Raw genomic sequence first — 12372 nt, 5'->3', positions numbered from 1 at the left:
GGAATCTGACACTGTCTCAGCTGTCGATTCATTTTGCCGGGCGGTTAGACGCTCATATTGATCTGTAATTCGCTGACACAGAATTTTGAACACCCTCCTACTGAATTATAAAGATGATCTTTGGGCTTTATATGACGACCTAGGAAATACTGAAGGCGTCCGTGAATTTTTAGAGGTGATTAGGTCTGCAGGAGAAGCCGTTGATAGCACTGATGATCTAGTAACCTTGCTAAAAGGCGTCGGATATAGATTCATAGAGAAATATAGTCCTGAATGTGATTTTAAACAGCTTGAATTGATCAATGCTATTTCTACTGTCCTAATTCCTCACTTGTCAAACGAGAAGGCTCGAGTTGCCTTTTCAGAATTCATGGCTTTATTCAAATTATATGGCATCAGATTGCTAGATGATGCATTGGCAAATCTTCAAGAAGATAAATATTACCTGATAAACAAAGAAGGCGCTGGATTTGATGTGCTATCAAATTATTACTATTTGCCCCTCAGATTATCAAAGCTTCTAGGGTATTTTTCGCAATTACTATTGATTGACGAAGGGGAAGCCGAAAAAGTTTCTGCATTCCTTGATTTGGTTCGTAAGAACTATAGTGGTCATCTTGTCGTGATGTCTGAAGAGCAGGCGCCGTACCTACATTCTTTCTTTGGGGTATATAATGCTTTGGGCAAAGGGGAGCAAGTTAAAGACCTCCTTATCTCTTATTTGCGCGACTATATTGGTTGTGAAGGACAAGTTGCGGCTCTTAATCTACCTGCTGAAGATACATTAAAATTCCTAGTCCAAAGATATACACAGAATAAGGTCAATATAGAGTACAAATCTAATCCGGATAGTCTGGGGTCTTCATTATTGCTTCAGTCTAATGTCTATGGCATAGGTGAAGATGTGAATTTAGTTTTACATGCTTTGGATAGGCATAGTTTCCACCTGTTTATCCCCGGAAATATTGATCAGTTCGGGGAGAAAACAATAGAAAACGGGTTCAATATGGTTCTTCGATGTGGATCAAATTTTTGGACGTGTAAAGAATTCAACGATATTGTTAAAGAACATTTCGATAAATATTCAGAAATTGATCTTTCTTCTTTAAGCTTTACTGAGAAATATTCCAGTGTTGCCAGCTCTTTTGTTCAACCTGACCGTATTCCCCTAATGGTTTAACACGTGATAAAAAACATAACAATCGCAAGCACTCGGAACAATTCTCCGCTTCGCTACAAATTGTCCGGTGTTGCGGGCGTTATACCCTTTGAGAGTGAATCGTGATTACCCGAGACCAAATTAAAATACTTTACGATAAGTATTTAGATCTTATACATCTTGAAATTCGAGAATTTGGTGTTAAGCCAACAGAAGTTCGGCATCTGATTGGAAGGCTTGGAGAGTTTTTCTGTGCGTTAGAAACTGACGGTACATTAGCGCACACAGCCAACCAACACGGTTTTGATGTCATCTCCTCGTCTGGCCGTACAATTAGCGTTAAAACTACTGCCCAGAAAACAGGCTTTGTTCCTATTTCGGCATCAACGCTCGATAAAGTAGACGATGTAATGATTCTACAATTTGCAGAAGGTACATTGAATATTGTCTATTACGGGGAAATATCGAAGGCAGCAGAAGCCGCAAGATTCTACGAGAGTGTAGGTAAATATGAGCTGGATATTTCCAAAGCAAGAAAATTGGCATAACAAGGTGCTGCTAGGGGCAAACCTACGCTGCGCTCCGGTTTGCCCCAGAGCATGGCCTTACCCCCCCAACATCCCACCTACCGATAACCACAGCACCCGCACAATCAGCGCCAGCAATACAATCCAGGTCAGCAGGGTGCCGTAGTAACGGCCGAAGTGCATTCCGCCAGAGGCCTGCACAAATCCCCAGGCGTGCAATACCCGCGACAGCAGAAAGCCGATGCCGCACACATGCAGGAAGGCGGCGTAGGCGCCGTTCAGTTCGGCTACCATCAGCAGCAGTAAAACCGGTAACGCAGTTTCCAGCGCGTTAGCCTGGGCGCGCATGGCGACGGCGATGGTTTTTTCGCCGCCGTCGAGCAGGCCGATTTTATGTTTCAGGCGAAGGCGCACGACCATATAAGCCAGTGCCAGTAGCAGTAAAGCGGTCAGAGCAATATAAAATCCACTGATCAATAACATCGGTATACCCCGGTTTTTGTAGCCATTATTTATTGTTGTCAGAACTCTTAAGCCTTGCTGCATTGGGCAAAGCTGCGGCTCATGCTAACCTGCTGCAATCAGTTACGGCAATCATTCCCGGCGATCAGTCTCTGCAAGCGCTGGCAGGAGTTTTCTGTGTTGGTTAAATCTGTGCGTTATTCTCTTCAGCAGCGTCCTGTATCCGCACTGGCGGCCATGCTGATTGCCTGTCTGATGTTGTTCAGCTTACCGGTAAAAGCCTTTGAGTTTTCCGGCCATGCGCAGGTGTGCGAAATGGCTTATCAGCTGGTCACGCCGGAAACCCGCCACTGGATTGACCAACAGGTAAAAGCCGGAGGTGAGAAGAGCTTCGCTCATGCCTGCTCCTGGGCCGATGAAGTGCGCGACGAACGCAAATTCCGCCATACCAAACCCTGGCATTATATTAATGTGCCGCGTACAGCGACGTCAGTCCGCGCAGATGATTGTGGTGATAAAGGCTGTGTGGTGCAGGCCATTAACGATATGCAGCAACGCCTGATTAATAATAACGATGACTGGCAGGCGCTGTTTTTTCTTGCCCATTTTATGGCGGATGTGCATCAGCCAATGCATGTCAGCTTTACCGATGACCGTGGTGGCAATAAAGCCGCTGTGCGTTTTAAAGGCGATAAAACCAATCTGCATCAGTTGTGGGATGGTGATCTGCTCGGAAAATTCTCTTATAAAAAACAAAGCACGCTGGCATTAGGGCAAATTTCCGCACAGCAGCGCCGCGACTGGTCAGTTGGCCAGCCACTCAGCTTTGCCAATGAATCGTTCACAATCACACGCGAAATTTATCGCCACTATCAGCAGGCAGCGCAGAAACCAGTGGCAATCGATGACGCCTATATCCGCCTGTTCCGTCCGCAATTACAGCAACGCCTGCAACAGGCGGCGGTACGTCTGGCAGATTTTCTGGATACTGTTACGGCAAGGGTCGAAGACAGTGCATCCTCCACAAAACCGCCAATCGCTAATTGACAGATTTATGCGAAGGGTTTTTAGTGAACCACGGACAACGGCTCCGGAAATCCATTCAGTATAAATAAGGATATTACGATGAAACCTGTAATTTATATCTCTGCTCTGCTGCCGGTAATCGCTGCAGCTCTGGCTCCTGCCGCTCAGGCCAGCAGTGGTGATCGCACCGTATGCAGCCACGGCAATCAGACCCGGATTATTGAAGTTAAATACACCGGCGAAGGCCAGATTCCATGCGAAGTGCACTACACCAAAGACAGCGGTTCTCAGGTGCTGTGGAGCGCGCAGACCGAAGGTGGCTACTGCGAGCAGAAAGCTGCTGAGTTTGTGGAAAAGCAGCGCGGCTGGGGTTGGGAATGTGAAACAACGGTAGCGGCTGCTGAAGACGCAGGCAGCAACGATATGCCGGAGCAGGCAGCTGCTGAAGCTCCTGCTGCTGAAGCTCCTGCTGCTGAAACCACTGCTACTGAAACCCCTGCGGCAGTAAGCACAAGTGAATCTGGCGCCGGTGAGTTAACGGCCGATGAAGTTCAGGCCGAAGACACTCAGCCAGACAGCATGCAAACAGAAGAAACCGCGGCAACTGCAGAGTAATTCTGCCCCCGGCCCGGAGCCAGGCTCCGGGCACCTTTCTTAATCGCCTCTGTATTTACCTGTCTCTGCCGCCGTATTTCTGTTTTCGTTTCCTGTCTCCTGCTTTCCTCGTATTTTTTCTGTAATACTCCTTTCAGGCCGAAATGGCCCTGATTGTGGTACGCCCAGCCAAAGCCCCGCCGATATACTGCGCACAAAATAATAAAAAGGATCTCCCATGCTGCGCGTACTTTCTGTCCGTTCATTACTGCTGTGTCTGGCTCTGCTGCTGAACACACAACTGGTTTCTGCAATGTCATCTTCTGCTGACAGCAGTGGTTACACCCAGACCCGTCACCCGATTATGCTGGTGCAGGGTATTCTGGCTTTTGACAATATTGCCGGTATTGATTACTGGTACAAAATTGGTACGAAATTACAGGAAGGCGGCGCCAAAGTGTATGTCGCCCATATTAATGCCTTTAATAATTCCATCGACCGTGGCGAGCAGCTGATTCATGAAATGGAAACCCTGAAGGTGCTGCATCCGGGAATTGAAAAATTCAATCTGATTGCTCACAGCCAGGGTGGTCTGACTGCGCGTTATGTAATGTCGGTACGTCCGGATCTGGTGGCCTCGGTTACCACCGTTGGCTCACCCCATCAGGGAGCGCCAATTGCCGATCTGCTGAACGGTGTTTTTGCCGACGATACGCTGCTGGGCAACCTGTTTGAAGTGGTTGGCAACGCCGCTGGCAGTCTGATCGATTTACTCTCCGGTGATGATGTTCCTGCCGGCGATGTGCGCTCATTAACCACTGAATTTACCAGCGCAGGTGCTGCGGCGTTTAATCAGAATTTTCCGGCCGGTCTGCCACAGACAACCTGTGGTGAAGGTCCTCAGCAGGTCAATATTGATGGTAATAACATCCGCCTGTATTCCTGGGGTGGCGATGCCAACCTGACCAATATCCTCGACCCGCTGGATTATCTGTTTGCCACCACTGGCTTACTGTTCGGCAGCGCAGGTAATGATGGTATTACTGGCCGTTGCAGCAACCACTTTGGTAAAGTGCTGCGTGACAATTATCCGCTGAACCATGCCGACCTGATTAATCAGGTACTGGGCTTGCGCGGTTTAACCGCAACGGATCCACTCAGTATTTACCGCAGCCATGCTAATCGATTAAAAAATGCCGGTCTTTAATATTCCACTTACCATACTCGTGCCAGTGCTGCTGTTTGCACTGGCTTGCTTTCTGCTCGCACCTGACAGCCTGACAGAAAGCAGCACAACCCCAGCAACATCCCCTGCTACAACACCAGCGCCTTCCGCCTCCGGAACAGAAGATCCGGCGAAAGACAGAGCAGAGCAGCAGCCTGACAAGGCTGCACTCCCGGCATCACTGTCGGGCACGGAACACGGTGTGACCCTCAGTGCACAACAGCAGCAACTGGTGGTGCACAGCAGCCTGCGTGATTTATTCGATTATTATCTCAGCACACTGGGCGAACGCGATGACCTCTGGATTGATACTCAGGTACGTGCAGCCCTTGCCAGACAATTAAGCGGCCAGCCGCTGGCACAGGCGGAGCATATCTGGCAGCAATATCTCAGTTACCGGGAGCAGCTGGCATTACTGCCTCCAGCGGCAGAAGATGCATCAACCTACCAGCGCCTGCAGTACTATTTTGACAGCCGTGTTGCCCTGCAGGATCAGATATTCGGCCATGCCGTTGCGGCAGCATTATTTGCCTTTGACCGTGAGCAGGATGCGCTGGCGCTGCAACAGTTGCAGCACAAGGAAATAAATGAACTAAAGGAACAAACAAAAGAACAACAGAATACTTCCGCCGATAACAGTAACCAGCAGACATTATTAAACGCCAGCTATCAGCAATCGTGGGCGACGCGTCAGTATCAGCAGGAAAATGCAAAAACACAGCAATTGCTGGCCATTGAGCAAAGCAGTGATGACCCGGCCCAGCGCTTTGCACAACGCGCTGCCATTGCCGGAGAACAGCAGGCGGTACAACTGGCCGCACTGGATCAGCAGCGCAATCAGTGGCAGCAACAGTTAACCGCATTTCAGCAGCAGGTGCAGGCAATAAAGCAACAGCAATTAAGCGCCGATGAAGAGCAGAAACAAATAGACCTGCAACTGCAGCAGGCCTTTCCTACGGAACAACACTTACGCGTTAAAGCACTCAGCGGGCTGTTATAGCGAGCTGTTAAAACGACCCGCTTTTTTTATGCGTTTACAGTTTTGGCTGTGCGCGCTTCATAATGGAATAACAGTCGATGCCGGCATCCAGCGTGCCGTAGTTAAAGGCACCATTACGCACAATACGCGAGCGGATAAAGGCATCGGCAATATTGCTGTCGCCCTGCTGAATTAACACACTGGCCTGCAAACCAACCGCGAGCTTATCGACCACCGTGCGTGAGCGGTATTCCAGAGTGCTCAGATCGGTAAACTCATCTTTTAAATTCACCAGGAACTGATCAAACTCACGGTAGTTACCCGCACCTTTCTGCAGCTCAGCCATAAAGGCATCCACCACTTTTGGCTCTTTGCCCATGGCGCGCAATACATCCAGACACTGCACATTACCCGAACCTTCCCAGATGGCATTAACCGGTGCTTCGCGGTAAATACGTGGCAGAATATTGTCTTCCACATACGCCACGCCTCCCACACTTTCCATACTCTCGTAAGCCAGGTGCGGTGCGCGTTTGCAGATCCAGTATTTGCCCACAGCGGTGGCTAAACGGGCGAATAAATTCTGCTGCTCATCAGCCAGATTATCCAGCGCATGACCAACCCGCATACTGATCGCCAGCGCTGCTTCGCTTTCAATCGCCATATCCGCCAGCACATTCTGCATTAAGGGCTGCTCGTGCAGGTTTTTACCAAAAGCCGAACGGCCGGAGGTGTGGTGAATCGCCTGGGCAACCGCACCGCGCATTAATGCCGATGATCCCACCATGCAATCGAAACGGGTCATAGAAACCATTTCGATAATGGTGCGTACGCCACGGCCTTCGTCACCAATCATCCAGGCAAAGGCACCACGGAATTCCACTTCAGAAGAGGCGTTGGAAATATTGCCCAGCTTGTCTTTTAAGCGCTGTACATACATCTGATTTTTGCTGCCATCCGGGCGCCAGCGCGGTAATAAAAAGCAGGATAAACCACTGTCGGTTTGTGCCAGCACTAAAAAGGCATCACACATGGGCGCCGAGCAAAACCATTTATGACCGACAATTTCATACTCCGCACCGTTACCCGTACTGCTGCCAACCGCGTAGGCACGGGTGGTATTGGCGCGTACATCGGAGCCACCCTGTTTTTCAGTCATCGCCATGCCGATGGTCAGGCCCTGTTTTTCAAAAAACGGGATATTGCGCTCGTCATAATGACGCGCGGTAATTTTCGGCACCCATTCTTTGGCAACGCCGGGAGAATGCTGCAATGCAGGTACAGCGGCAAAGGTCATGGTCAGCGGACAACCGGAACCGGCATCGGCATTCATATGCAGATATTCCATTGCGGCACGGGCCACATGAGCACCGGGCTTTGGTGTTGTCCACGGCAGCGAGTGCATTTCGGCTTCGATCGCACTGCGCATTAATTCGTGATACGCCGGATGGAATTTAGCCAGATCCACACGGTTACCAAAGCGGTCATGGGGATAAAATTTCGGTTTATTTTCGTTGGCCTGAAAACCCGCCTCAATTAAATCACCACCACAACGTGCACCATAAGCACTGAGACGATCGGTAGCCCAGTCGCCGCCGTACGCTTTTACCCAATGCTGTAACGCCAGATCACTGTCGTAGGCATTAAAGTTTTCCAGCGCTGTTGGCTGGTTAAAAACCGGATGGGTTTCTGCCTGGGATTTATGCTGCTGATAATCTGTGCTGCTGTTGGCACCAGCACTGCCCGCAGAAGGGGTTACGGCGTCGGTAATTTGTGGATTAACGCTGGTGTTCATAACTGACATCCTCGGCTATGGAGTTTGCTTCAGCACTGCCCAATGCACGCAGACTGAGCGCACACAGCTGCTGAATTAATTGTTGTTGTTCATCGTTGGTCATCGCGGCGCGTGCCGCCATCTGGGGCAATTCGTTCACGCTGTTTGTTTTTGCCTGGCCGGGAAATAACGGCCCGATTAACGCTTCGCTTAACAGACCGACCAGAGCGGCAGCACTGATGGCGGCGTCCTGCGCAGCAAATTCACCACTGGCGATGCCGTCGCGGATCAGGTCTTCAAAAATATCGGCGTAGGCCATGCGGTAGCGCAGACGCTCCTGCTCCACGCGCGGATCAACCGGCTCGGCAATTAAGGCATAGGCCAGCTGCGGCCCCTGCAGCGCACGCCGGGCAAATACCGCCACTGCCCGCGCCAGACGCAGGGCATAAGCATCCCCGACATTACGGCTCTCGCTGGCCGCAGCCACCTGCGCCACTTCGTGTTCGGTGGCGTAGCGGAAGACTTCCGCCACCAGTTCCGGCTTATTCGGGAAATGCCGGTAAATCGTACCCGCCGCGACGCCGGAGCGCTCCGCTACCGCGGCCGCCGTCGCTGCAGCAAAGCCCTGCCCAGCGACTAAATCGCGCGCAGCATGCAGCAGACGCTGGCGGGTGTTCGCCTTACGGGCACGGGTATGTTCGGTTTCGCGGTAAGCCATAACGCCGGTTCCGGGTTCGCCTTGTGAGTTTGAATCAAACAAGTGAATCATTATTCACTTGTTTGATCAAGGGTGTTTTTTGTACAGCCGCTGAGCCTGTATTGGCTGTACCGGGCTGCCACAGAAGCTTCATCGCTTGTTCACGCCGATGTCATGCCACACACCAATATTGGTCTAGTCCAACAACCAACAACAATGAAGGAGACCACTATGTTTAACCGGGACATTCAACGACTCAGCCGGCTGCTTACCGCCGTGCTCTGCATCAGTACCGGCAGCGCCGCGCTGGCAGCCAGCAAACCGCCACTCGTCACTGATCCGCAACTGCCACCGGCAAGCGGCAACGCGCCACGGGTACTGCTGCTGGGTATCGACGGCGTGCAGCTGGAAGAGCTGCAGCAGATCAGCACGCCCAACTTCGACCGCCTGCAGGTGCGCAAAGCCTATACCGGTGGTGTTGATGGCGAAGCCAGCCAGCAGAAAACCTCCAGCGGACCGGGCTGGTCGACCATTCTGACCGGCGTATGGGCGAACAAACATCAGATCACCGCCAACGATTCCGACCTTGCTAATCCAGAGTTTCCTTCACTGTTTAAACGCCTGCGCGATGCCCGCCCGCAAGCGAAGATCGCCAGCGTCATGAACTGGGGCACGCCCAATACCACCTATTTCCGCAATGAAGTCAGCGGCAACGACATCACCCTGAATGGCCTGAGCGACAGTGCCGTTACCAGTAAAGGCGTGGAATTAATTACGCAGGATTTCGATCTGGTTTTTCTGCATCTGGACGAGCCGGATCACGCCGGCCACAGCAGTTGCTTTGGCCCGGCCTACAATACCGCATTGCGCGGTGTCGATGCGCAGCTCGGTCAGTTGCTGGATGCGGTTGAGCAAAGCAGCAGCGACTGGCTGGTGCTGGTTACCACCGACCATGGCCGTGAACCGGTACTGGGCTGTAACCACGGCAGCCAGACCCGTCAGGAAAAAACCATTTTTATTGCCAGCAATAAAACACTGAACAGCGAATTCAGCCAGTACACCAGCGATATCAGCAACGGCGAGTTTTCCGCTATTTATGGTAATCCGGCACAAACCAGCATTGCCCCGACGGTACTGCGCTATTTAGGTGTGGAGCCACAAATCAGCTGGCAACTGGATGGCCTGCCATTAGTCGCTGCCGAAGGTGTGCGTAAACTATTACCCGGCGGTGGCAGTAACGATTTCAGCTGGTATGCCGACAGCAGCGCTGAAGTGGAAATATTCCGTAACGGCACAGCGCTGACCCAGGTTGATGCCCTGCAGCGTGGCTTTGCCGATAACGCCGATGTGCGCGGTATTGTTGACTACACCCTGGTGCAGAACAACACCCCGGTGTCACTGCGTCTGAATAAAGTGGATATCGACGCTGCCGTCGACTGGAGCCTGAGCCGCGCCTATTTTTTCCGCGATGACAGCCGCTATGTGCGCTATAACAAAACCGCCGATCAGTCGGACAGTGGCTATCCGGCGAATACCAATAACAGCAGCTGGCCGGGTCTGGGTGATTATGCAGGTTTAATTACCGCTGCCTTCAGCAAAGACAGCAGCCGCAGTTATTATTTTTTAAGTGATGGCCGTTACATCCGTTACAACAACAGCAGCGATCAGGCCGATGCCGGTTATCCGAAAAATATCGATGACAACAGCTGGCCGGGCTTAGGCGCGTACGCTACGCAAATTACCGCAGCGCTGCGCTGGACGGGCGATAAGGTGTATTTTTTCCTGAAAAACGGTACCTATCTGCGTTACGACTTAGGCGATGACCGGGTTGATAGCGGTTACCCGCAAGCGATAAATGATAATACCTGGCCCGGCCTGGGTGCTTATGCGCAGGATATTACCGCCGCAGTAAAATGGAGCGACAGCCGCGCTTATATTTTCCTCAGCAACCAGCGTTATATCCGTTACTCGATCAGCAGCGACAGTGCCGACAGTGGCTATCCGGCCAAGGTTAATGGCGGCACCTGGCCGGGGCTGATGAATCCGTAATACCCAGATACATATTTAACGGCAATAAAAAACGGGCAGAATATCTGCCCGTTTTTTATGCTGAATTAGCGCGATTTAAATATCCCAGAACAGCAACAGAATGGTCAGCGTTGCCGCGCCCACCAGAATATTCATCGGAATACCCACGCGCAGGAAATCGCGGAATTTATAACCGCCCGGGCCGTACACCATCAGGTTGGTCTGATAGCCCAGCGGGGTGGCGAAGCTGGCCGAAGCCGCCATCATAATCACCAGAATAAAAGGTTCATGGGCGACACCGGCTTTGTCGGTCATTTCCAGCACGATCGGCAGCATTAATACCGCTGCGGCATTATTGGTAATCACCTCAGTCAGAATGGAAACCACCACATAGGTAAGGATCAGCATCAGCCACGGGCGGTAATCACTGAGCTGCACAATATTTTCCGCCAGGTAGGCGGCCACGCCGGTTTTCTGCAGCGCGGAGCCTAAGGCAAAAGACGCGGCAATGGTAATCACCACGGTTAAATCGATACTGCGCTCGGCCTGCTCCAGCGTTAAACAGCCGGTCGCCAGCATTAAACCGGCGCCGATCAAGGCGGCGTTTAACATCGAAATCCAGCCCAGTCCCGCCGCCAGAACCACCACCGTAAGAATGCCCCAGGACAACCAGGCGCGATTATGACGCGGGGTTTCTTTGCCCAGATCGTTAATTAACAGGAAGTCTTTATTAAAACGCTGACGGCTGACAAAGGCCGGACGCGCTTCCAGCAATAAGGTATCACCGGCCTGCAGTTTAATGGCGCGCAGATTACCCGGAATCCGCTCGCCGTTGCGTGCTACTGCCAGCACCACCGCACCATAACGGTCACGGAAACGGGCATCGCGGATCGCCTGACCAATGGCGGCACAATGCGGTGACACCACCGCCTCAACCAGACAGCGCTCCGGCCGCGCCTGACTCAGCGCCAGCTCACCGGCCATGGCCGAAGGCACAATGCCGTTAATGCGCAGCAATTCAGAAATGGCCTGGGTATCACCGGCGAATACCAGACGGTCGCCGCCCTGCAGCCGCTCTTCGGAGGATACTGCGGTCAGCACCGTGGCGCCGCGTTCAATCTCCACCAGATAAACCCGCTCGAGATCACGCAGACCGGCTTCCAGCACGGTTTTGCCAACCAGTGGCCCGTCACTGGCGACCGACACTTCGAGGGTAAATTCGCGCAGGTTTTCGAAGCCTTCGCCACTGCGGCGCTGTGGCAGCATGCGCGGAAAAAACAGCCACATAAACAGACCGCCGATAATAGCGACCGGCAGACCAATGGCGGTAATGGAAAACAGCGAGAAGCCTTCGCCACCGGTCAGCGACTGGTACTGACCATTCACAATCAGATTGGTGCTGGTGCCGATCAGTGTCAGGGTGCCGCCGAGAATGGCGCTGTAGCTGAGCGGAATCATCAGCTTGGACACACTGATACCAATCTTCTGCGACCAGCTGTTAATCGCCGGAATCATGGTCGCCACCACCGGCGTGTTATTAAGGAAGCCGCTGAGCAGCATCACCGGCGCAAAGATGCGCAGCAGCGCCGAACGCAGGGTCAGCGGCCGACCGAGTAAGCGGTTGACCAGAATGTCGATACCACCGGAGGCATGAATACCCGCCGCCACCACAAACATGGCCGCCACGGTAATCAGACCGCTGTTACTGAAACCCGCCAGCGCCTCGCCACTGCTTAACACACCGCTGACGCTGAGCAGGGTTAATGCTGCCATCATCGCCAGATGCGGCCGTACCGAAGTAAAAATAAGCGTCAGCAGCACCGCTGCGGTCAGTGTAAGAGAAAACCAGCCTTGCCAGTCCACGGCATGCTCCGGATAACAGAAAGTGATGCATATTAACC

General features: G+C 52.2%; 11 protein-coding genes. 7 read left to right on the top strand and 4 right to left on the bottom strand.

Annotated features, from left to right (window positions below; genetic code table 11):
- Positions 1-85 precede the first annotated feature (85 nt).
- Positions 86-1180 carry a hypothetical protein gene (locus tag LGT44_RS06425; protein ID WP_230331499.1) on the top strand — a complete coding sequence of 365 codons (1095 nt, stop codon included), beginning with the start codon at positions 86-88 and terminating at the stop codon, positions 1178-1180.
- 101 nt (positions 1181-1281) lie between these two features.
- Entirely contained in the window at positions 1282-1707 is a 426-nt protein-coding gene (locus LGT44_RS06420; RefSeq protein ID WP_230331500.1) for a DUF6998 domain-containing protein, read from the top strand.
- Between the two features lie 57 nt (positions 1708-1764).
- Here LGT44_RS06420 and LGT44_RS06415 read toward each other — a convergent pair whose 3' ends face one another.
- A complete protein-coding gene (locus tag LGT44_RS06415) occupies positions 1765-2169 on the bottom strand; it encodes an MAPEG family protein (RefSeq protein ID WP_145467805.1) in 405 nt (134 codons plus the stop codon).
- 156 nt (positions 2170-2325) lie between these two features.
- Between LGT44_RS06415 and LGT44_RS06410 the strand changes: the two genes are divergently transcribed.
- The 4 genes from LGT44_RS06410 to LGT44_RS06395 all read left to right on the top strand — a co-directional run bounded on the left by LGT44_RS06410 (position 2326) and on the right by LGT44_RS06395 (position 5993).
- Positions 2326-3195, top strand: coding sequence for a S1/P1 nuclease (locus LGT44_RS06410; protein WP_230331501.1), 870 nt, complete (start codon positions 2326-2328; stop codon positions 3193-3195).
- Positions 3196-3273: 78 nt separating this feature from the next.
- Positions 3274-3789 carry a hypothetical protein gene (locus LGT44_RS06405; RefSeq protein WP_230331502.1) on the top strand — a complete coding sequence of 172 codons (516 nt, stop codon included), beginning with the start codon at positions 3274-3276 and terminating at the stop codon, positions 3787-3789.
- Between the two features lie 217 nt (positions 3790-4006).
- Entirely contained in the window at positions 4007-4975 is a 969-nt protein-coding gene (locus tag LGT44_RS06400; protein WP_145467801.1) for a lipase family alpha/beta hydrolase, read from the top strand.
- 220 nt (positions 4976-5195) lie between these two features.
- Positions 5196-5993: a lipase secretion chaperone gene (locus tag LGT44_RS06395; protein ID WP_230331503.1), complete on the top strand. Its 798-nt coding sequence runs from the start codon at positions 5196-5198 to the stop codon at positions 5991-5993.
- A gap of 34 nt (positions 5994-6027) precedes the next feature.
- Here LGT44_RS06395 and LGT44_RS06390 read toward each other — a convergent pair whose 3' ends face one another.
- Together LGT44_RS06390 and LGT44_RS06385 are read right to left on the bottom strand one after the other, a co-directional pair.
- Complete coding sequence (locus LGT44_RS06390) at positions 6028-7767, bottom strand: acyl-CoA dehydrogenase family protein (RefSeq protein WP_230331504.1); 1740 nt, start codon at positions 7765-7767, stop codon at positions 6028-6030.
- Positions 7751-8464, bottom strand: a complete 714-nt coding sequence (locus LGT44_RS06385; protein WP_230331505.1) for a TetR/AcrR family transcriptional regulator — start codon at positions 8462-8464, stop codon at positions 7751-7753. Before LGT44_RS06385 ends, LGT44_RS06390 begins: the two co-directional genes overlap by 17 nt.
- 210 nt (positions 8465-8674) lie before the next feature.
- Here LGT44_RS06385 and LGT44_RS06380 point away from each other — a divergent pair, with 210 nt between their 5' ends.
- Positions 8675-10492, top strand: coding sequence for a hemopexin repeat-containing protein (locus tag LGT44_RS06380; RefSeq protein ID WP_230331506.1), 1818 nt, complete (start codon positions 8675-8677; stop codon positions 10490-10492).
- 75 nt (positions 10493-10567) lie between these two features.
- On the opposite strand, the gene LGT44_RS06375 is transcribed toward LGT44_RS06380, so the two are convergent.
- Complete coding sequence (locus LGT44_RS06375; RefSeq protein ID WP_230331507.1) at positions 10568-12334, bottom strand: SLC13 family permease; 1767 nt, start codon at positions 12332-12334, stop codon at positions 10568-10570.
- Positions 12335-12372: the final 38 nt, after the last annotated feature.

Origin of the sequence: Thalassolituus alkanivorans, from assembly GCF_020447205.1 — a bacterium.
GTDB lineage: Bacteria > Pseudomonadota > Gammaproteobacteria > Pseudomonadales > Oceanobacteraceae > Venatoribacter > Venatoribacter alkanivorans.
This window is presented reverse-complemented; position numbering and strand designations above follow the sequence as displayed.